This window comes from Algoriphagus resistens, from assembly GCF_001442615.1.
Taxonomy (GTDB): Bacteria; Bacteroidota; Bacteroidia; order Cytophagales; family Cyclobacteriaceae; genus Algoriphagus; species Algoriphagus resistens.
The window spans coordinates 73,985-95,665 of the sequence record NZ_LMXN01000017.1 but is presented as its reverse complement, the minus strand read 5'-3'; the positions used below and the strand labels follow the sequence as shown (position 1 = coordinate 95,665).

General features: G+C 40.8%; 14 protein-coding genes. 10 read left to right on the top strand and 4 right to left on the bottom strand.

The window, feature by feature from the left end:
• The first annotated feature begins 16 nt into the window (after positions 1 to 16).
• Together nadE and AS141_RS22930 are read left to right on the top strand one after the other, a co-directional pair.
• Positions 17 to 1,855 carry an NAD(+) synthase gene (gene nadE / locus AS141_RS22935; protein WP_057940048.1) on the top strand — a complete coding sequence of 613 codons (1,839 nt, stop codon included), beginning with the start codon at positions 17 to 19 and terminating at the stop codon, positions 1,853 to 1,855.
• Between the two features lie 10 nt (positions 1,856 to 1,865).
• Positions 1,866 to 2,969, top strand: coding sequence for a prolipoprotein diacylglyceryl transferase (locus AS141_RS22930; protein WP_057940047.1), 1,104 nt, complete (start codon positions 1,866 to 1,868; stop codon positions 2,967 to 2,969).
• Here the strand turns inward: AS141_RS22930 and yidD are convergent.
• The gene (yidD, locus tag AS141_RS22925) at positions 2,966 to 3,190 is read right to left on the bottom strand and encodes a membrane protein insertion efficiency factor YidD (protein ID WP_057940046.1); all 225 of its coding nucleotides are present in this window, start codon (positions 3,188 to 3,190) and stop codon (positions 2,966 to 2,968) included. The genes AS141_RS22930 and yidD overlap by 4 nt on opposite strands.
• Before the next feature lie 75 nt (positions 3,191 to 3,265).
• Between yidD and AS141_RS22920 the strand changes: the two genes are divergently transcribed.
• The 6 genes from AS141_RS22920 (at position 3,266) to AS141_RS22895 (ending at position 13,257) form a co-directional block, all read left to right on the top strand.
• The gene (locus tag AS141_RS22920; protein ID WP_232424992.1) at positions 3,266 to 4,726 is read left to right on the top strand and encodes a hypothetical protein; all 1,461 of its coding nucleotides are present in this window, start codon (positions 3,266 to 3,268) and stop codon (positions 4,724 to 4,726) included.
• Positions 4,727 to 5,173: 447 nt separating this feature from the next.
• Positions 5,174 to 7,603: a zinc-dependent metalloprotease gene (locus tag AS141_RS22915; protein WP_057940045.1), complete on the top strand. Its 2,430-nt coding sequence runs from the start codon at positions 5,174 to 5,176 to the stop codon at positions 7,601 to 7,603.
• 113 nt (positions 7,604 to 7,716) lie between these two features.
• Positions 7,717 to 9,096, top strand: coding sequence for a tetratricopeptide repeat-containing protein (locus tag AS141_RS22910; protein ID WP_057940044.1), 1,380 nt, complete (start codon positions 7,717 to 7,719; stop codon positions 9,094 to 9,096).
• Positions 9,097 to 9,118: 22 nt separating this feature from the next.
• Complete coding sequence (locus tag AS141_RS22905; RefSeq protein ID WP_057940043.1) at positions 9,119 to 11,155, top strand: M3 family metallopeptidase; 2,037 nt, start codon at positions 9,119 to 9,121, stop codon at positions 11,153 to 11,155.
• Between the two features lie 64 nt (positions 11,156 to 11,219).
• Positions 11,220 to 12,338, top strand: coding sequence for an AI-2E family transporter (locus AS141_RS22900; RefSeq protein WP_057940042.1), 1,119 nt, complete (start codon positions 11,220 to 11,222; stop codon positions 12,336 to 12,338).
• Positions 12,331 to 13,257, top strand: a complete 927-nt coding sequence (locus AS141_RS22895; RefSeq protein ID WP_087149459.1) for a tetratricopeptide repeat protein — start codon at positions 12,331 to 12,333, stop codon at positions 13,255 to 13,257. The genes AS141_RS22900 and AS141_RS22895 overlap by 8 nt, the downstream gene beginning before the upstream one ends.
• Here the strand turns inward: AS141_RS22895 and AS141_RS22890 are convergent.
• Both AS141_RS22890 and AS141_RS22885 read right to left on the bottom strand, forming a co-directional pair.
• Entirely contained in the window at positions 13,245 to 15,485 is a 2,241-nt protein-coding gene (locus AS141_RS22890; protein WP_082632397.1) for a PAS domain-containing hybrid sensor histidine kinase/response regulator, read from the bottom strand. The genes AS141_RS22895 and AS141_RS22890 overlap by 13 nt on opposite strands.
• 282 nt (positions 15,486 to 15,767) lie before the next feature.
• Positions 15,768 to 18,029 carry an aconitate hydratase gene (locus AS141_RS22885; protein ID WP_057940039.1) on the bottom strand — a complete coding sequence of 754 codons (2,262 nt, stop codon included), beginning with the start codon at positions 18,027 to 18,029 and terminating at the stop codon, positions 15,768 to 15,770.
• 384 nt (positions 18,030 to 18,413) lie between these two features.
• Here AS141_RS22885 and AS141_RS22880 point away from each other — a divergent pair, with 384 nt between their 5' ends.
• On the top strand, positions 18,414 to 20,189 hold the full coding sequence (locus tag AS141_RS22880) for a sensor histidine kinase (protein ID WP_057940038.1): 1,776 nt from the start codon (positions 18,414 to 18,416) through the stop codon (positions 20,187 to 20,189).
• Here AS141_RS22880 and AS141_RS22875 read toward each other — a convergent pair.
• On the bottom strand, positions 20,186 to 21,193 hold the full coding sequence (locus AS141_RS22875; RefSeq protein WP_057940037.1) for an acyl-CoA reductase: 1,008 nt from the start codon (positions 21,191 to 21,193) through the stop codon (positions 20,186 to 20,188). The two genes, AS141_RS22880 and AS141_RS22875, sit on opposite strands and share 4 nt — an antisense overlap.
• A 139-nt stretch (positions 21,194 to 21,332) precedes the next feature.
• On the opposite strand from AS141_RS22875, the gene AS141_RS22870 reads away from it, so the two are divergent.
• A complete protein-coding gene (locus tag AS141_RS22870; protein ID WP_057940036.1) occupies positions 21,333 to 21,680 on the top strand; it encodes a 4Fe-4S dicluster domain-containing protein in 348 nt (115 codons plus the stop codon).
• Position 21,681: the final 1 nt, after the last annotated feature.

The window sequence follows — 21,681 nt, the reverse complement described above, 5'->3', positions numbered from 1 at the left end:
ATCAACAAACACATCCATGTCTCCAATAAAAATAGCAGGAGCTACCGTCAATCAAACACCTTTAGACTGGTCAGGCAATCTGAACAGAATAATTCTGTCTATTGAAGAAGCGAAAAGGCAAGAGGCAGAAATCCTGTGCCTGCCTGAATTGGCTATCACAGGGTATGGCTCTGAAGATTTATTTTTAAGTTATTGGTATCCTAAAAAAGCGCTATCCCAACTCGAACTTTTGCTACCCTTCTGTGAAGGAATCACAGTGGCAGTAGGCTTACCTGTGAGAATTCAGGATAAGGTTTACAATTGCGTAGCAGTTATAGAGAATGGCAAAGCCAAAGGATTTGTGGCTAAACAATTTATGGCTATCGATGGGGTCCATTACGAATTTCGGTGGTTTACACCGTGGCTCGCAAATGAAGTTATTGAACTAGAATTTCAAAATCAGAAAGTACCACTTGGTGATATGACTTTTCATCACAAAGGTATCCACTATGGCTTTGAAATCTGCGAAGATGCCTGGCGAGAAAAACTCAGACCTGGCCACAGATTATGCGCGCGTAAAGTTGATTTGATTTTCAATCCCAGCGCCAGTCATTTTGCGATGGGCAAAACCAGACTTCGAAAAGAGCTGATAGAAGAAAGTTCAGCGACTTTTGACTGCTATTACTGCTATGCAAACTTGCTTGGCAATGAAGCAGGAAGGATGATTTTCGATGGAGAAATCATGCTTGCCAAATCAGGAGTATTACTCTCCAGAAATAAACTACTTTCTTTTAAAGACTATCAAGTAAATAGCTTTTATCTGACTCAAAAAGCCCAAGACGTAGCGCCACTCAATTCCAAAAATGAGGAATTTGTCCAAGCCTCAGCTTTAGGCCTTTTCGACTATATGAGAAAAAGCGGGAGTAATGGCTTTGTACTATCCCTCTCTGGGGGTGCCGATTCGTCATCTATCGCAATTTTAGTAGCCGAAATGGTAAAAAGGGGCATCGATGAGCTAGGGTTGGAACTATTTTGCAAAAAAGCAGGAATTGGAAGCATTCCTATCTCAGAAGATCCGGAGAAAAAACTGGTAGAAAAACTCTTGACCACAGCTTACCAAGGAACCAAAAATTCCTCCGAGGACACCTTTTCTTCCGCTGAATCTCTTGCAGAAAGTATAGGAGCCACATTTTATCACTGGGAAATCGACGAGGAAGTAAAATCTTATACTTCCAAGATAGAAAAAGCCATAGGCAGGAAATTGACTTGGGAGCAGGACGATATTACACTTCAGAATATCCAAGCCAGAACCCGGTCCCCGATAATCTGGATGCTCGCCAATATCAAAAATGCGCTGCTCCTTTCTACGTCCAACCGAAGCGAGGGAGATGTGGGCTATGCTACTATGGACGGAGACACATCCGGAAGTATTTCCCCAATAGCTGCCGTGGACAAATATTTCATTCTAAACTGGTTAAGCTGGGCTGAAAAAAATCTAGACCGTCCCGGTCTGGCAAAAGTAAACTCTTTACAACCAAGTGCTGAGCTGCGGCCTTTGGAAAAAACCCAGACCGACGAGAAAGATCTGATGCCTTATGCTGTAATCCTGGAAATAGAAAAACTTGCCATCCGAGACAGACGTTCACCTATGGATATTTATCTTATCCTTTCAGAGGAACTTGAATTGAAACCCGATATTTTGAAAGGCTATATCAAAAAATTCTTCCGACTTTGGTCACGAAATCAATGGAAAAGGGAAAGACTTGCCCCGTCATTCCATTTGGATGAATTCAATGTGGATCCTAAAACCTGGTACCGATTCCCTATTTTGTCCGGAGGATTTGCTGAAGAACTTGCACAATTAGAACAATTATAACACATCAACTATGCTTGAATTAATCATGAACTATATAGTGTGGGACCCAAACCCTTCTGTAATTCCAGGATGGGAAAGACCACCTTGGTATAGTATACTTTTTGCAGCAGGCTTTGTGATTTCCCAGCAGTTCATGGTATACTTTTTCAAAAGAGAAGGCCAAAACCCTGAATTAGTTGACAAGCTGACCATCTACATGGTTGTAGCAACTATTGTAGGCGCCAGACTTGGGCACGTACTGTTCTATGAGCCAGCCAAGTATTTAAGCAATCCGATCGAGATCTTAAAAGTATGGGAAGGTGGACTTGCGAGTCATGGAGCGGCTATAGCCATTCTATTTGCGTTATGGCTGTATGCCAAAAAAACTCCCGGCCAAAGCTACCTATGGGTAGTGGACAGAATTGTGATCGTGACAGCATTGACTGGCGCATTAATACGCTTTGGAAATTTGATGAACTCAGAAATAGGTGGGAAAGATACCGGCTCTGATTACGGGATCGTATATGCATGGGATTCGGAAGAATTACTCTCTACACTCAAAGTTCCTATAGAGTCAATTGATCCTTACAAGCCTGATGACCGCCAAAATAAATTGGTGGGGAATGGTATCGTTCCGCTAAATATTGACTTGGAAATAAGCAAGGGTTCCTATTCTTTGGAAGAATTAGAAAATACCTTGAGACGGGATATCAAGTATGCTTTAACCCAGTTCAAATCTAGTCAAGAGTATCTTGCGGAGCCAAAGGAAAGTCCGCTTGATATGTCAATTGCTGATAAAGGTGATCATTACTTAGTAACAGTCAGAACCTTTGGAAGAACAAAGCACCCAACACAAATCTATGAGTCACTTTCTTATTTTGTGATTTTCCTAGTACTGTTCGGGCTGTGGAACAAATACAAGGAAAGATTGCCCGAAGGAATACTCCTAGGAATATTCCTGATCTCCGTGTTTGGCATGCGCTTTATTTGGGAGTTCTTCAAAGTAAGTCAAGTGGATTTTGAAGATAGTATGGCCTTCAATATGGGACAATTGCTGAGTATTCCACTTGTAATAGCTGGGGCAGTATTGGTGATTCGGGCACTGAAAAATGGCCTCAAACCAGTCAGAAACTAAGGTACTGGATCATGCCCGTGGCCTCCCCAGGGATGGCAGCGGGCAATTCGTTTTAGCCCCAGCAATCCTCCTTTTAAAGCTCCATGCTTTAATATAGCCTCCTTCATATACTGGCTACACGTAGGTGTAAATCGACAACTGGAAGGAAATAAAGGAGAAATAGTGTATTGGTACACCAAAACTGGAAATATAGCTATCTTTCGAAGAATGGATTTTGCCATGAATAAGCCCTATAATTGTAGCGAATGTGCTAGCAACAGCGTAAGTAACCAAAAATAAACTTTCAGAATTCCCTCTTGATCCTCAAGAAAGCAAATATCTTTTACTTCCCTCTTCTATTCTTAGCTCTTTTCTTTGAGTCAGAGAATACTATTTCCTTCGCTCAAGGTGATACTTCTTTTGCCCCTGCACGTACAGTTACTCCAGACAGTGTGAAAGTGAACAACATTTTTATTGTTGGAAATGTAAAAACAAAAAAGAGTATCATTCTAAGAGAACTGGATTTCACAACCGATTTCTACTACGACTGGAACACCTTTTTGGAAATACTTATCACTGATCAAAAGAAAATTTACAACCTAAGGCTTTTTACAACAGTGGAAATAACACCGCTCATTACCGGTGATAGTGATGTGGAAATTTTAATAACTGTGAAAGAACGCTGGTATATCCTGCCCCAGATAATTTTTGAACTAGCTGACAGGAATTTTTCGGAGTGGTGGACCAACCAAAACCGTGATTTCTCACGGGTAAATTATGGACTCAGATTAAGTCACAATAATGTGGGGGGACGAAATGACAAACTCAAATTTGCAGGTCAACTCGGGTTTACCAGAGCTTTAGATCTTCAATATAGTAAGCCTTATATCGACAAAAACCAGAAACACGGACTGGCTGCTCAGATTTCTTTTAAGGAAAATAAGACTATTCCGATCAAATCGGAATATAATAAACAGGTTTTTTATTCAAATGAAAATGAAGACATCATACGTAAAAACTTTGCGACTGCCTTAAGGTACACCTATCGCAGGAGTTACTATAACTATCACTTCCTGACTTTAGGTTATAGTCATACCTGGGTGGCGGATGATGTGTTAAAAGAAAACCCCGAATATTTCCAACATGGAGGTAACAAACTTAGGTATGCTTATGCTACTTATACATTCAGACACGACCATAGAGACAATGTTTCTTATGCCACTGACGGAGAATTACTTCAAGCCTCGATTACAAAATATGGCATAATATATACTGATGAATTGGATGAAGTAGAAGTGAACCTCACTGCAAACAAGTATTTCAAGATCTCTGATAAATTCCACTTCAACACAGGGCTCACTGCTAATTGGTTTTTGAGCACAAGCCAGCCTTACACGCTAGTAAGAGGAATTGGATACAGTCCCAATTTTGTACGGGGGTATGAATTGAATGTAGTGGAAGGTCAGCAGCTCTACGTCCACAAAAACAGTTTCAGATGGAAATTTGTGGATTGGAAGATTGACATTTCCAATTTGATTAAGTTAGAGCAATTCAATACGATCCCTATCCGTCTCTACCTAAGTGCGAATTTCGATCATGGCTATGTAAAAGACCGAAACAACATTCCTGAAAATGCACGTCTTGCTAACAAATACCTTATTGGGTATGGTACTGGTATAGATTTGGTCGGTTTCTATGATGCCGTTTTACGATTTGAATATTCATTGAACAATAGCAAGGAAGGCAACTTTTTCTTTAATTTTTCTGCTCCTTTCTAAGGGCGTTGAATGGCTAGCAAGGGTAAGCTATCAGCCTAGCAGAAACTTGACAACATTCATTCAGATACGAGAAGAACAAAAAGACCGAAACCTGTCTGATGCAGGTTAGCCTTCTCTCCTCTATACCCATGATTACAATACAAGGCTTTATGCCTTTGAAAACAATGGGCTTTGGCCCTTTTCCTTAGCAGCATTTTCTGCGCAAGGAATGCGACAGCACCTTCTTGCCCAGTATCAAGTCCATTCGCAAATCACAACCTATATACACTCTTCGAGAACATCCTATACCGACAGAGCAAGCTCCGGTTCAGGACTGCAGAAAATCGATGGACCCAGTTAGACTGAAACCATCTTTTGTTGCGATACATGATTCATGGCTAAATTTCCATTAATGGTAGAAGCAAGAGCCTACTTTTTTGATAATTTGTAATCAAACTACCAACCCCTATGAAAAAACAACTACTATTAATTTTAATCTTCCTGCTTTCTCTGAATTGCGGGTATACCCAAACCCTAGATTTGAATAAAATGAGTAAAAGAGATGGATTTATCCCTTTTTACCTAGATGAAGAAAAGGGAAGAATTTATCTTGAAATTGAAAAACTGGAATGGGAATTCCTTTATGTAAACTCCCTCACCGCTGGAGTTGGATCCAATGATATCGGGTTAGACCGTGGACAATTGGGGGACACGAGGATCGTGGAATTCAGAAAGTCTGGGAACAAATTATTCTTGGTTCACAAGAACTACGATTTCCGAGCCTATTCTGATAATCCCGCCGAAGTCCAATCCATCAAAGATGCATTTGCTGAATCTATTCTTTGGGGATTTGAAATCGCACAAAAGGATGGTGATAAATTAATCGTAGATGCTACCAACTTCTACCTCCAAGACACTCATGGAGTTTCCAAAACATTGACTAGAAGCGGTCAAGGCTCATTCCGAACAGATGCAAGCCGTTCGGGTCTTTATCTTCCAATGACTAAAAACTTCCCTCAAAATACTGAAGTGGAAGCAACCATCACATTGACAGGTCAGGCAACAGGCGGAAATCTGAGATCTGTCACTCCTTCTCCCGATGCGCTCACTGTACGTCAGCGACATTCATTCATCGAACTCCCAGACGATAAGTATACGCCACGTGAGTTTGATACCAGGGCAGGCTTTGGTAGTATTTCTTACATGGATTTCACCACGCCGATCTCTGAGCCGATCGTGAAAAAATTCATTGCTCGCCACCGATTGGAAAAAAAAGATCCTAGAGCAGCGATGTCTGAGGCAGTGGAGCCAATCATTTATTATCTTGACAGAGGGACCCCAGAACCCGTAGCCTCAGCATTGATCGAAGGTGGCAACTGGTGGAACCAAGCATTTGAAGCAGCAGGGTTTATCAATGCATTTCGCGTGGAACTCGCGCCGGAAGGAATGGATCTGATGGACGTGCGCTACAATGTAATCCAATGGGTCCACCGCTCTACCCGTGGCTGGTCCTATGGGGCCAGTGTGCGGGATCCGAGAACTGGAGAAATTTTAAAAGGTCACGTGTCACTAGGCTCACTTCGTGTGAGACAAGATTACCTGATCGCACAAGGTCTGCTGCAGCCATTCGAAGAAGGAGTTCCTGCCAATCCCAAAATGTTAGAAATGGCAGTGGAGCGACTAAAACAACTATCAGCTCACGAGATCGGCCATACCATCGGCCTGGCGCATAGTTATGCTACCTCAGCCAACAATCGCTCCTCAGTGATGGATTATCCATATCCGCTCATTTCAGAGACTGCTAGCGGTGAACTAGAAATGAGCGATGCTTATTATGATAAAATCGGGGAGTGGGATAAGTGGGCCATTAAATACGGCTATTCTATCATTCCTGAAGGGGAAGATCAACGTGAATTTCTCAAAAAAACATTGGAAGAAACTTACGAATCTGGTTATCAATTCATCACTGATTCGGACTCCAGAAGCCGAAGTGGAGCTCATCCGACTTCTCATTTGTGGGATAATGGTGCTTCGGCTTCAGCGGAACTAATGCGAATGCTTGAACTGCGGGGCAACCGTATGAAAACTTTTGGGTTAAATGCGATCCCCGATAATCAGCCTCAAGCATTACTCGAAGAGGTATTTGTACCACTTTACCTGATGCATAGATATCAGATCGAAGCTACAAGCAAGCTTCTTGGGGGCGTGGATTATAGATACAAAGTAAAGGGAGACAATCAGCCAACACATGGTTGGGTGCATTCGGACCAACAGGAAGCTGCATTACAGGCCCTATTACACTCCATCTCTCCACAGCAACTGAGAGTTCCTGATCATATTCTTGCCCTCATCCCTCCTAGGCCATTTGGCTATGGGCGAAACAGAGAAACGTTCGTTTCTAGGGTTAGTCCTATTTTTGACCCAATCGCCCCCGCTGAGACTATCGTTGATCTTACATTTGGTTTTTTGCTGGATGGGGCTAGGGTAAGCAGAATTTACCTACAGCATTTGCAGCAAAACCAACTCTTTGGACTAAATGATTTACTGACAGCGCTGGAGAAGCAATTATTTATCTCTTACAACAAAGAAGATATCAATTTGGAAATAATACTGATGACCCAATCTAAATATGTGGATCATTTGATTGCTTTAGCTAAGAATGCAGATGTTTCAAATACAATCAGAGCGATTGCCAGAGGAAGGTTGAGAAGCCTTGCGGCCACCAAAGCCCAAGGAGATTTAGGCTGGGAAGCCCTAGCCCAACACCACAATTACCTAGGTGAAAAAATCAATTCATTTTTAAACCTGCCCGAAGAGCTAGTCGTACAGGAGACTCTGAAAGCACCAGATGGTTCCCCTATTGGCATGGACATCATGAGTTGTGATTTCGATTTTTAGGTTTTAAACATCTTAGTTGTTAAAAGCTGGCGTACTTGCCAGCTTTTATTATTACAATAGATTGAACACCAGAAAGATAAAGATTATATTGGATTTTTAAATCTGATATTTTTATGGGAGATACTAAAAAGAGATGTTTTGTGGTGATGGGATTTGGCACCAAAACAGATTATGTAAGTGGAAGAAAGCTTGATTTGAATAAATCCTATAAATATCTGATCAAACCTGTGGTAGAAGCTAAGGGTATAGAGTGTGTACGGGCAGATGAAATTCTTCATGCAGGATCCATAGATGTTCAAATGTATAAAGAACTTTTATTGGCTGACTTGGTGATTGCCGATCTTTCCACATCCAATAGCAATGCTATATATGAATTGGGGGTACGACATGCATTAAGGCCTTTTACTACTATAGTGATTTCAGAGGACAAGCTTGTCTATCCCTTTGACCTGAACCACATCGTAATCAATAAATACAACCATCTTGGAGATGCAATTGATATTGAAGAAGCTGAACGGTTCAAGGATGGTCTGGGGAAACAAATCGAATCAGTTATCCACAAAGAAGAATCAGATAGTCCTGTCTATACTTATCTAAACTCTTTGATCCCCCCCAGGATCCAAAAGGAACTGGATGCTGCGGCAGAGAAAATTTCCAACGCTGAAACTGCGCCCCGGGAAACTGGACGGGCACTTTCCAAAATCATTCAAGACGCTGAAGATCTGATAGAGCTCAAGGAATTTGAAAAAGCCAAATTACTCTTCCAGGCAGCCATTGTGCTCGCAAACATGAATTCTTCACAGCCTGATACCTATTTAACCCATCGCTTGGCATTTGTCACCTACAAGGCAGCCAAACCTGACCTGGTTAGCGCACTTAATGAATCCATGAGGCTACTTCAATCCATTAATTTGGCGCACACCAATGATCCTGAAACAGTTTCTTTGGCCGGGGCAGTTGAGAAAAAACTTTATGAGTGTGGCGAAGGGGACAAGCATTTAGATGAGGCTCTTCTGTTTTTTTTAAGAAGTTACTATACGTTAAATAATCGCTACAATGGAATCAACCTTGCTTTAACATATGTGTATCGAGCAAATTCAACGCTTAATACTAGCGATGTTGAGAGAAGTGCTGATCTAGTAATGGCAAAAAGGACCTGGAATCGTGTTTTATTTTTATGTGAGAGAGATTGGCCGGCTGTATTGGAAAAAGAAAAGAACGATAAATCCCGATTAGATGGAAATTCAAGAGAAGGTCAAGAATTGCAGGAATATTATAATATCCAAAAATTCTGGATTTCAGTAAACAAAGCTGAGGCAAATTTTGGACTTGCCCGATTTGATGAATACTATAAATATTCGGAGTTAGCAAAAAAAACTCCACATCCTGCCTGGATGTGGGAAAGCTTTACGGAGCAAATCGATAAATTAGCCGTTGCATTGACAAAAGCAGGCCATCTGATGGAACCTTCTTGGAAAGCACCCGCTTCTTAATTATCCAAACGATTTTATAGTTATGAATAACCCACTATTGGCGGATTTCGCCACTCCTTTTACTACTGCACCTTTCGATCAAATCACTCCAATTCATTTTCTCCCTGCAATAAAATCCTCAATATCAGAAGCGAAGCAGGATATTTCAAAGATTAAATCTGAAGCATTTCCTACTTTTGAGAACACAATAGAAGCACTGGATGGAGCTGGTAAGAGACTTAGTATTGTTGCAGGGATATTTTTCAATTTAAATTCCGCGGAGACTAATGAGGAGATCCAATCTTTGGCAAGAGAAATTTCTCCTCTCCTTACCGAGCATGGCAATGACATTCTACTTGACCAAGATCTTTTCAAAAAAGTTTCTCAGGTCTTTGAACAAAAAGATCACTTAGAATTAACTCCCGAGCAATCCACTTTACTAGAGAAAACTTATAAATCTTTCATCAGAAACGGAGCCAAACTCTCTGGTGAGAAAGCAGATCAACTTAGGAAAATAGATCAGCAATTAGCACAAGAATCCTTAAAATTTGGTGAGAACGTACTGGCTGAGACTAATAAATTTGTGCATTTCGTAGATCAGGAGACCGATCTCGAAGGGCTGCCGGAGGGAATAAAAGAAGCAGCAGCACAAATTGCAGAAGAAAAAGGAGAGCCTAAGAAATGGGCCTTTACGCTGGACTATCCCAGCTATATCCCTGCCATGACTTATGCTGCAAACCGAATGCTACGCAAGACGCTCTTTATGGCCAATGGCACCAAATGTTCCAAAGGAGATGAACTTGACAATCAGGAAACCATTAAAGAAATCTTAAACCTCCGCCATGATCGCGCCGTGCTGTTGGGTTATAAAAGCCATGCTGATTTTGTACTTGAAGAGCGTATGGCTAAAAATCCCGAGCAGGTCATCTCCTTTTTGAATTCTTTGCTTGAAAAAGCAAAACCTAAAGGGATAGCCGAGCTCAATGAGCTAGAAGCGTTTGCAAAAGAACTAGATGGCCTTGAAAAGTTAGAAAAGTGGGATTTCGCCTATTACTCAGAACTTTTGAAAAAAGAAAAATACGCGCTTGATGACGAGCTCCTCAGGCCATATTTTCAATTGGAAAAGGTTATAGACGGTGTATTCCAAACAGCCGAGAAACTCTATGGAATTACCTTTACTCCGGTAGCCGAAATCCCTTTATACCATAAGGATGTGACTGCTTATGAAGTGAAAGATAAGGACGGAAATCATCTCTCTGTCTTCTATGCAGATTTTTTCCCTCGAGTAGGTAAAAGAAACGGAGCTTGGATGACAAGCTATAGAAGCCAGAGCATCCAAGGAGGGCAGGATATCCGACCTCACGTGTCTATCGTCTGCAATTTCACCAAACCCACCAAGTCAAAACCAAGTCTTCTGACCTTCAATGAAGTCACCACTCTTTTTCATGAATTTGGCCACGCACTACATGGTATGATGGCAAAAGGACACTACGAATCACTTTCTGGAACGAGTGTATTTTGGGATTTCGTGGAATTACCATCTCAGATTTTTGAAAACTGGTGCTACGAAAAGGAATGTTTGGATCTATTTGCAAAGCATTATAAAACAGGCGAAAAAATTCCTGAGGATCTAATCGAAAAGATCAAAAAGGCTTCTAATTTCCAGCAAGGCTATCAAACGTTGAGACAAATCAGTTTTGGTTTATTGGACATGGCATACCATAGCAAGAACCCAAGTGCTATATCAGACATTGCAGCATTTGAAGAAGAGGTCATGAATCCTACTGATTTGTTTCCAAAAGTACCGGGAACCTTGATGAGCACTTCGTTTTCCCATATTTTTCAAGGGGGGTACTCAGCTGGATATTATAGCTACAAATGGGCGGAAGTTTTGGATGCTGATGCATTCGAATTGTTCCAGGAAAAAGGCGTTTTTGATAAAGCTACTGCAGATTCATTTGTTAAAAACATTCTTTCGGCTGGCGGAAGTGAGCATCCTTCGATCCTTTACAAGCGCTTTCGGGGTAGAGATCCCAAGCATGATGCTTTATTAAAGCGCGCAGGATTGATTTCAGAATAATTCTCTTTCTTTGCTCAAGAGCATCTACAAAATAGAGTTCTTTGACTAAGTAACCCAACTCTCAATGGAAAATCAAGGCTTTAAACTTCCTCCCTATTTGCGGGCTCTCACCGTAATGATCTTTATTATTGTGCTGGTGTTTTTTCTGATCATTGGAAAAAGCCTTCTTGTCCCCTTATTTATGGGAGGCTTTTTCGCAATTTTGTTTACCCCTCTTTCGATTTGGCTAGAATCAAAGAAAATCCCAAGAATACTTTCCTGCGTCATTTCTCTGTTATTGATGACTGCATTAGTGGGCGGACTGTTAACTTTCATCATTGGAAATGTGGCGAATTTCACAAAAGACTTCGATGACGTATCTGGAAGACTTATAAACTATGCAGAAGATATTGATCAATGGGTAATGAATACATTTTCCATTGATGCAGCTATAGCTGAAAAAGCCAATACTGACTACCTGAAAAACCTGCTAACTGAGAACAGTTCTAGTATAGGTGATTTCGCATTGAAAACCGTTGGTTCACTTACTGGACTGGTTTTGATTCCTGTCTTTATGTTTTTCTTTCTTCTCTATAGGAACCATCTGACCAATGTGATTATCCATATCTACAAAGACAAGGATCCAGAGCTGGTAAAAATGCGAATTGTCAATCTCCGAAAGGTGATCCTAAATTATATTATAGGCGTAGTCAAAGTCATGGGCATCCTGGCTATCCTTAACATTACTGCCTTTTCATTATTGGGAATTAAGCATGCGGTATTTTTCGGAACGCTTGGAGCAATGTTGAATATTATTCCGTACGTGGGCCCTTTTTTCGGAGCAATGCTGCCAATGACTTACTCCTTCCTTACTAAGGATAGTTTATTTTATCCGGCGGGAGTTCTGGTCAGTTATCAGGTCATACAAATGATAGAAGGAAACTTCCTTACTCCGAAAATTGTAGGAGGGAATGTAAACCTCAATGCCTTCATCACTTTTTTGGGATTGATAATAGGTGGCACAATTTGGGGAGTGGCAGGGATGATTCTGGTCATTCCTACCATGGCAATTCTACGTGAAATATTTGATTTGAGCGATTCCACAAGACCATTTGCTTTATTACTCGGAGAGGAAAAAGAAGAAGAGAAAAAGGAAGCACAGCTAAAGGAATCTGAAGAGATAGAAAATGAAAAAAATGATTAGAACACTTTTAGTCCTGATTGCTATCGGGGTGGGATTTTCCTGTGATTCTGACGAGAATAAGAAAGGGCGCTTTCTTTTGAAAGGGAATGAAAAGATGGAGGAAAACGACCCAAAAAGTGCAATGGGATTTTACGGTGAAGCACTTGAAATGGATTCCACTTACGCCGACGCATATTATAATAAAGCACTTGCCCACCTTCAACTAAATCAACTTACTGAAAGCATCCAGGATTTAAGTCTTGCAATTCAATATAACCCGGATTATTACGATGCTATTTTCCAAAGGGGGTTGAATTACCTCGACAATGGTGAATTTTACAAGGCACGGGAAGACGCACTCAAGCTGACTCTTCTTGAGGATCAGAACTGGAAAAGCTACTTTCTAACTGGTTTAGTAGCCGAAAGGCTTAAGCAATTTCCCGAAGCTCTAACAGCATTTGAAACTGCATTTAAACTCGATCCGGAGAATTCTGACTTATTGGTTAACCAAGCGACGATACTTTATTATCAGAAAGATTTTGAAAATGCGACAAAACTTTTAAATCAAGCAATGGACATCAATCCCTTGGAACCGAACCTTCATAATCTGAGATCCATGATTTATTTTGATGAGCAAAATTATGAAGAGGCTTTAAACTCGGTAGAAAAAGCGATTTCCCTGGATAAGAGCCATGCTTATTTCTACAATAACAAAGGCTTATATCTGCTCTTTCTGGGCCATCAGCAAAAAGGGCTTGACCTGATCAATCAGAGCATAAAGATGGATTCAAAGAATCCTTTTGCCCTAAGAAACAAAGGCATATACTATGTAATGCAAGGTGATAAGGCTTCTGCTTTACAATATCTGGTAGAATTGAACCAGAATTATCCTGACATGGACCTGGTGAAGGAATACTTAGCTAAAGCTCAGGCGCTCTGATTTTTTTCGAAAATCACTTCTCGGATTATTTTTTGTAATTCAGAAGCATCAATCGGTTTAGCTATAAAACCGTCAAAATCACATTCCTCTATCCGGTCTTTGATTTCGGTTTTTGCTGCTGCAGAAAGGGCAATAATCGGAACTTCAGATATTTTTTTGATTTCCAGGGTAGCCTCAAAGCCGTTCATTTCTGGCATTTGTATATCCATCAAAATGCAATCGAAATTTGTTTGTTTCACTGCGTTCACAGCCTCTACTCCATTTAAAACGCGCTCAAACGTAAAGCCCCATTTATTTAATATTTTTCCCAAGACTAAGGCATTTACATTATTATCCTCAGCCATAAGAAAGTGAAGCGGGGAAGATTGATTTGAGTATTCCGTAGGGCGGGCATGATTATTTAGCTTCATTTCTGCTATATCAAATTCCAGCTCGAAGAAAAACCTACTTCCTTCATTTAGCTCAGATTGAAGTCCTATTTCACCTCCCATTAGGTTTAATAGCTTTCTTGTAATAGATAACCCTAGTCCTGTTCCTCCATATTTCGGACTGAAAGTCGGCCTTACCTGATCGAAATTGTTAAAAATCCGTTCCTGATGCTCTTTTGCTATACCAATCCCGTTGTCTTTTACTTCAAAATATACCTTGGCTTTACCATCAGAACTTCGACGTAATTCAATTTTAACGTTGACCTCTCCTTCAATAGTAAATTTAAGTGCATTGGTGATCAGGTTATTCAGAACTTGTGAAAGACGGGTTTTATCTCCGTAAACTGTTATATCCAATCCCTTAGACAAGGTGACATCTAACCTGTTTTTACTTTCTCTGGCATGGGATGATAAGCCTTTGATTATTTGATTACACAATGAACTTAGGTGAAAAGGGGTGCTTTCAATAGCCAGTTTTCCAGCCTCAATTTTCTGAAAGTCCAATAAATCATTGATCATAATGATCAGGTTATCCACCGCGTAATTAATCGTATCCAATTCTGGCCTTTGATGTGCTAAAGGCCCATCCTGAAGTAAGGAATATACAGAACCCGAGATTGCATTGAGAGGAGTACGAAGCTCATGGCTAATCATGGAAAGGAAATCAGATTTAATTTGATTTGCCTTTTCTGCCGCTTTTCTGGATTCATCCAATTTAGCCTCAAACTCTTTCTGCCTGCTAATATCTGTCAAGTATCCGTACCACACCATATTTCCATTTGAAAGGACCTGCGGTCTGGCTGCTCCTAGTATCCATCGATATTCGTCAAAATTAAGATCCGACTTAACTCTGAATTGACATTGCCACGGCTCCACTTTCCTTGCTGAAGCGATAGAGCTCATTATCACCTGGGGCAAATCCATTGGATGTACCCGGGATAAAAGCATAGAGATGTCTGTAAAATCCGCTAGCTCCTCAGGCTTCAACCCCACTACTTGTGCAATACCCTTTGAGAGAAAGGAAAAGCTCATTTTCCCTTCATTATCCAATAGAAGTTGGTACAAACCACCAGGTACTTGCTCTGTAAGGTTCATCAAAAAACTACTACTATCCTTCAACTCTCTTTCCAGGTTGATTTTCTCAGAGATATTTTTGAATGATAGGATTACGTACTGAATATCATCAACGATAAGTTGCTTTGTAACAATTTCAAGTGCAAGCTGCTCTCCAAATTCGCTGATCAGCGTGGATGTGAATCTATGAGTGAGCGGTTCCCCTATAGCTGCATCAATCCAATTTCCCCATTGATGAGGATCATCAAATAATTTCTCCAATTCGCTGAGATGGTTTAATTCCCCGTTCTCAGTATATCCAAAAAGTTTTAGAGCTTCCTTATTGCAAAGAAAAATCTCACCATCGGGCTTCAGTATCAATTGAGCGTCCGGAGACTCCATTAAAAACTGTTGAAATTCCTTTTTGGTAGGAAGGCTTTGGCTTCTGATTTTTTTGCCTTTATGGAATAAAAAGTAGTTGGTTGAACTGTCTTGAGGAAGATCAAGACTGAAGTCATAGTCATTTCCTCTATAACTTAAGTTAATTTCTTCTTTGAAAATAAAACTGCTGCTATCGAGTCCTAATCCAACAAGGCTTCTATCGGGTAGACTTGCTCCGATCTGTTCTTCAAAGGAACGGTTGGAATAAAAAATAGGGTATGGAAAGGTATCATCAGCAAGAAACACCATCTCTGAAGACTCGTAAATAAGTTTCTTAAAAGTGCTATTAATTCCCTTTTCCTGCATAAAAATAGTGCTTGCTTTGATTACGTTATGGTCTTTAATAAGATAATAACTCGGACAATCATCCATCAACCGCACAAACATACATCAATTTGTATTTCATATCAAGTTTTATGGTTTATAAATATATTTTTATGAAAAAAAATCTAGCCAATCTTGAAGTTCCACAAGAAGTAAACCTTTCATCGGAACTTTGATTTATCCATTAAAGCGGTTCTCCGGAAAAAAATTAGGCAAAAAAAAACCGTAACATTGACGTTACGGTTTTTAACTAAATTCCAATTATTAAGCCTTTGCTTTGATCAAATTAAGAGCGGACCCTGCTTTAAACCATTCTATTTGACCTTCATTGTAGGTATGGTTCACCTGGATAGTATCAGAGGATCCATCTGCGTGGTTCAACACCACTTGCAGCTGCTTTCCTGGTGCAAATGAAGTAAGACCAACAATATCAATTGAATCATCTTCCTGGACCAAATCATAGTCAGCAGGATTGGCAAATGTCAATCCCAGCATACCTTGCTTCTTCAGGTTTGTTTCGTGGATTCTGGCAAATGATTTCACAAGTATAGCACGTACGCCTAGAAAACGAGGCTCCATTGCTGCATGTTCTCTAGAAGATCCTTCACCGTAGTTTTCATCGCCTACCACTATCGATCCTATACCATTTGCCTTATAATCGCGTTGAGTTGCCGGCACTTCACCATATACCCCTGTCAATTGGTTCTTCACAGAGTTTGTAGCATCCGTGTAGGCATTCACAGCTCCGATGAGCATATTATTAGAAATATTATCCAAATGCCCCCTGAATCTCAGCCAAGGGCCAGCCATCGAAATGTGATCCGTTGTACACTTGCCTTTTGCTTTGATCAGAAGTTTTAGTCCTTTTAGATCTATCCCTTCCCAGGGCTTAAAGGAATCCAACAACTGTAGACGATCAGAAGTTGGGCTTACAGCCACGGATACATTAGAACCATCTTCTGCAGGCTGCTGATATCCAGCATCCTCAACCGCAAAACCAATTGTTGGAAGCTCTAGCCCACTAGGCTCATCCAATTTCACTGCAACACCCTCTTCGTTGATTAAGCTATCAGTCATTGGATTGAAAGTCAAATCACCGGCGATGGCTAATGCTGTCACGATTTCGGGAGAGGCTACGAACGAGTGGGTATTTGGATTACCATCAGCACGCTTTGCAAAGTTTCTGTTGAAAGAAGTGATAATGGAGTTTTTTTCTTGCTTTTCAGCTCCATGGCGGGCCCATTGCCCGATGCAAGGCCCACAGGCGTTGGCAAGAACCACGCCCCCCATCTGGCCAAAAGTATCCAAGAAACCATCACGGTCAACAGTAAATCTAACCTGCTCTGATCCTGGAGTTATGGTATACTCAGACTTAGCAACTAGTTTTTTATCTACTGCCTGCTGCGCAAGGGAAGCAGCTCTGGAAATATCCTCATAAGATGAATTGGTACAAGATCCAATCAAACCGACTTCCAATTTTGCCGGCCAGCCATTTTCTTTGACAGCAGCGGCAAATTTAGAAATAGGCCAAGCCAAATCAGGAGTGAAGGGGCCATTCACGTGCGGTTCCAATTCTGAAAGGTTGATTTCGATTACTTCATCGAAGTACGTTACCGGATTGGCATAAACTTCCTCATCGCCTGTAAGGTGCTCTGCAACTCCGTTTGCCAATTCAGCCACATCAGCCCGTTCAGTAGCCCTAAGATAAGCAGCAGATTTCTCGTCGTAACCGAAAATCGAAGTGGTAGCTCCTATTTCAGCTCCCATGTTACATATTGTACCTTTTCCTGTAGCAGAAAGAGACCTGGCCCCGTCTCCAAAATATTCAACTATAGCACCTGTCCCGCCTTTTACGGTAAGAATACCAGCCACTTTCAAGATCACGTCTTTGGCGGAAGTCCACCCAGAGAGCTTTCCTGTAAGTTTTACACCGATTAATTTAGGGAATTTCAGTTCCCAAGGAAGTCCGGCCATTACATCGCATGCATCAGCTCCACCTACCCCGATCGCTACCATACCCAAACCACCGGCATTTGGCGTATGAGAATCAGTTCCGATCATCATTCCTCCCGGAAAAGCGTAGTTTTCTAATACCACTTGATGGATAATACCTGCGCCTGGCTTCCAGAAGCCCAATCCATATTTATTAGAAACAGAAGCCAAGAAATCATAGACTTCTTTATTCTTATCTTTTGCTTTGCTCAAATCCTGGACAGCTCCCACTTCGGCCTGAATCAAATGATCACAGTGAACTGTGGAAGGTACTGCCACCTGACTCTTACCCGCCTGCATAAATTGAAGTAAAGCCATCTGTGCGGTAGCATCTTGCATTGCAACCCTATCGGGTTGAAAATCAACATAAGAAACACCTCTAGTGTAAGACTGCGTTGCGGCCCCCTCAGTTAAGTGTGCATAAAGAATCTTTTCAGTCAAAGTAAGTGGACGCCCCACAGCCTTACGAGCCGCTTCGATACGTTCTGGGTATCTGGCATACACTTTTTTGATCATTTCAATATCAAAAGCCATTGTATAGGGATTTTTGTTAGGTAAAAGTTTCGATTTTTGTCGACCGCAAATATAGGAAGTTAGCCCAATAATAGGTAACCATTCCCCAAGTGTAAAAGAGCCTTTTTGCTAATTTAAAACCATTTTAGCTTATTCTGAATAACAGCAATACCCGGCGACACGTTACAACTAATTCCCTTTTCCAATTCCAGAACAAAAATCAACTTCATTTCCGGGACTCCGGATCACCGCTGGTTGTGCTTTACTCGCTGGTGTTATAACCTATCGTACAACTATTGGCATGAGCATAACTATATTTGTTTTTTAGACTTGCTCCTCAACCAAACTTAAAAGTCTGAAATGACTTAAATTGCGTGTTCTTAAACAGTTAATAGCCCAGTCTTAATGGAGTATATTCTCAATCCATTTTCTATCACACTTTTGCTTTCTGGATTACTAGTCGGGGGACTTTCACTTTATATTGCATTTAAAGTAGAGGGCTCCACACGCTGGGTGGCTCTTACTATGCTTTGCGCAGCAATTTGGGGCTTTTTCTATGGTTTGGAACTCAGTGTGGACACTGAGGAAGCAATGCTGTTCTTCATAAAACTGGAGTACTTAGGGATAGCTTTCCTAGCAGCCTTTTGGCTATTTTTCAGTTTGAAATACACCAGTTACAAATCCAAACAAAAAGGCTTACTCATTTCATTGATCCTTTTTATCCCTGTTTTGACTTATATCTTGGTGATCACAAATGAATTTCATCATTTCTACTACAGCTCATTCACAGTCATAAATTCTGGCCCTTTTCCCACTGCCAAAATAGAAATCGGTCCCTGGTATTATGTCAACCTGCTATACATTTATTTTGCCTTTACACTCGGCAGCTACATCATCTGGAAGAGGTTTCGGTTCTCGGACCCGTTATTTAAGACTCAAACCAGGTTAATGCTGCTTGCAGGTATATTCCCCTTAGTTTTCAACTTTTTGTACCAAACTCACTTATTCAGACCATTCGAAGTCATTGATTTGACTCCTTTTGCCTTTCTGCTCACCTATTTGATATTGGGATTTGCAATTTTAAAATACCAGCTATTCAGCCTCAAACCTATTGCCCGAACTAAGGTAATGGAGGTTATAACTAAAGGAGTTCTAGTCTTAGATTCTGATACTAAAATAGTGGATTTCAACCCGGCATTTTTATCCTATTTCACCTTTCCTGAAAAAATAAAAGTTTCAACCAAAGCCAAAGAGATTTTCAAGAACAATACGGCTATCCTTGAATTAATTACCAATGGAAAAGCCAATAGTATTGAAAGCAAAATTAAATCCGGAGAAAACGAACAGGTTTTTCTAATTGAAACGATCCCACTTTTAGATAAAAAATCTGTAAGTAATGGATTAGTCTTGCTGTTTGAAGATGTCACCGAACAAAAATCAATCAACGAGACACTTAAAAAACAAGCCATTGAACTCCAGCAGCTAAACAATCTAAAAGACAAATATTTTAGCATTATTTCTCATGATCTGAAGGGGCCTATCTTCGGTATTAAAGAGCTGATACACTTGACAAATTCAGGGGAAATCTCGGTAGAAGAATTTATGGATATGCTACCTGAGGTATCCAAGAATATGGAGCAGGTGGCGCTCTTACTTGAGAATCTTCTGGCCTGGTCCAGTTCTCAGTTCAAAGGTGGTGAAACCGTAAGGTCTCAAGAATTTGATGTTCATAAAATACTGATCCAACAAAAGGGTATCCTGGAAAGAATAGCCAAGGAAAAGCAAATTGAAATATCAATAGAGGCTCAAGCTAAATCTTCGTCATGGGCTGATAAAAACATGATCGAACTTGTAATACGAAATCTGATTGCCAACGCGATTAAATTTTCTGACCGTGGCAGCAAAATCAAAATCTCTACGCACGATAAGGGGCGCTTCGTAAGAATCTGCGTTGAAGATGATGGCAAAGGAATTTCTATCGAAAACCTGTCTAAAATCCGCAATGGAATTTCATTTACTACTCCCGGCCAAAACAGCGAATCCGGAACTGGACTCGGCCTGGTATTGGTAAATGACTACATTCAGAAAAATAGCGGGCAACTGGAAGTTACTTCTGAAGAAGGTAAAGGTACTAAATTCTGTATCAGCTTACCCTCGTCTGACGCTTTAAATCAAGCCTAGGCCAACCCCAAAAGGAATGCCATTGTATCCACATTGTCAGCGTACTCCCATGGCTCAGGATTCTGGGCGGATCCAAAAGGTATTCTATCGGCCCCATTCCCTACCACGCATTGAATTTTAGATTCTAACTGTCTTAGCTTTCCTTTTAACTGCGCTTCATTTTCATATACCTCGCAATACAACACGGAAATCGGGGAAACCAAATCCTCACTTTCTTTCACCAGCAAAAAACCATTATCCAAATGCTCTTCTAGATTGACCAGGTAGATGGATTTATTGTAATCATAGTTGTTATGGTATTTATGGTGTGAACCAATTGCAGAATAAACTTCCAGAGCACCTAGTAATTCTTGGAGTTGATCCTTCGATTTGAGGTATACTTTGGAAACATTTCTACATCCCAATCCAAAATATTGGAAAATATCCCTACCCAGATTTATATAGTCTTCCTGCGTCTCACTCCCAGAAAGCACAGCGACTGATGTCCTGTTCTGGCGGATTATATGAGGATACTTCCCAAAATAATAATTGAAATATCTTGAAGAATTATCACTGCCTGTAGCAATATAAGCATCCATTCCTTTCAGCATTTCTTGCATGAGAACCTGTTTTTCCAATCTGGAATCAAACTCCAACAGTTTCTTAATAATCCATTTCATCAAAACTTCATCTGAAGAACTCAATTTGATCACTGCCTGATGTCCTGCTAAAATGACACACATCAAATCATGAAACCCTACCGCCGGTATATTTCCCGCTAACATCAAACCTATTGATTTGGGATTTCGCACTTCTTCCAATTCATAAACCGCAAGCCAAGCATCCAATTTTTCAGGAGAAAGCATATGTAAAATTCCTTCAAGGGCCGACTCTACCGATTCTTTAGTAAACCAGTTGTTGTTGTTTTCGGCTCTCCAAAGCAGCTCTTCCTTCTCTTCGAAGCTAAGATCCCTGATAGCTTTTCCCAGATTGACAAATGCGGATATACGTTCTTCAGGCTTCATAGTATTGGATTGATGTAGCAAATTTAGGCTTTTTGAAAACAAGCGTGCTTAGAATCGAATTAAATTAGTTAGTGTGACAACTTTTTTATTGCCTTACAGTTCTAAGCTTGTTACTTTTGATCATTAAATAATTGAAGTTATGGCTATAATGATCACCGACGAATGCATCAACTGTGGTGCATGCGAACCAGAATGCCCAAACACTGCCATCTATGAGGGTGGCGTAGAGTGGACTTGGGGCGGCGGTACTAGTTTGAATGAAGTTACGTTAGAAGACGGTACTGTCATAGACGGAAATGAGAAGCAGGATCCAGTATCAGATGAATTCTACTACATAGTGACAGATAAATGTACGGAATGCAACGGCTTTCATGAGGAGCCGCAATGTGCAGCGGTATGCCCTGTCGACTGTTGCGTGGATGACCCTGACCATCGCGAAACCGAAGAAGAACTTCTGGCAAAAAAAGCAATGATGCATGGCGAATAAG

Coding starts and splice junctions, on each gene's coding strand:
- nadE (WP_057940048.1), top strand. CDS start 17: ATGTCTCCAATAAAAATAGCAGGAGCTACCGTCAATCAAACACCTTTA.
- AS141_RS22930 (WP_057940047.1), top strand. CDS start 1,866: ATGCTTGAATTAATCATGAACTATATAGTGTGGGACCCAAACCCTTCT.
- yidD (WP_057940046.1), bottom strand. CDS start 3,190: ATGGCAAAATCCATTCTTCGAAAGATAGCTATATTTCCAGTTTTGGTG.
- AS141_RS22915 (WP_057940045.1), top strand. CDS start 5,174: ATGAAAAAACAACTACTATTAATTTTAATCTTCCTGCTTTCTCTGAAT.
- AS141_RS22910 (WP_057940044.1), top strand. CDS start 7,717: ATGGGAGATACTAAAAAGAGATGTTTTGTGGTGATGGGATTTGGCACC.
- AS141_RS22905 (WP_057940043.1), top strand. CDS start 9,119: ATGAATAACCCACTATTGGCGGATTTCGCCACTCCTTTTACTACTGCA.
- AS141_RS22900 (WP_057940042.1), top strand. CDS start 11,220: ATGGAAAATCAAGGCTTTAAACTTCCTCCCTATTTGCGGGCTCTCACC.
- AS141_RS22895 (WP_087149459.1), top strand. CDS start 12,331: ATGATTAGAACACTTTTAGTCCTGATTGCTATCGGGGTGGGATTTTCC.
- AS141_RS22890 (WP_082632397.1), bottom strand. CDS start 15,485: ATGCAGGAAAAGGGAATTAATAGCACTTTTAAGAAACTTATTTACGAG.
- AS141_RS22885 (WP_057940039.1), bottom strand. CDS start 18,029: ATGGCTTTTGATATTGAAATGATCAAAAAAGTGTATGCCAGATACCCA.
- AS141_RS22880 (WP_057940038.1), top strand. CDS start 18,414: ATGGAGTATATTCTCAATCCATTTTCTATCACACTTTTGCTTTCTGGA.
- AS141_RS22875 (WP_057940037.1), bottom strand. CDS start 21,193: ATGAAGCCTGAAGAACGTATATCCGCATTTGTCAATCTGGGAAAAGCT.
- AS141_RS22870 (WP_057940036.1), top strand. CDS start 21,333: ATGGCTATAATGATCACCGACGAATGCATCAACTGTGGTGCATGCGAA.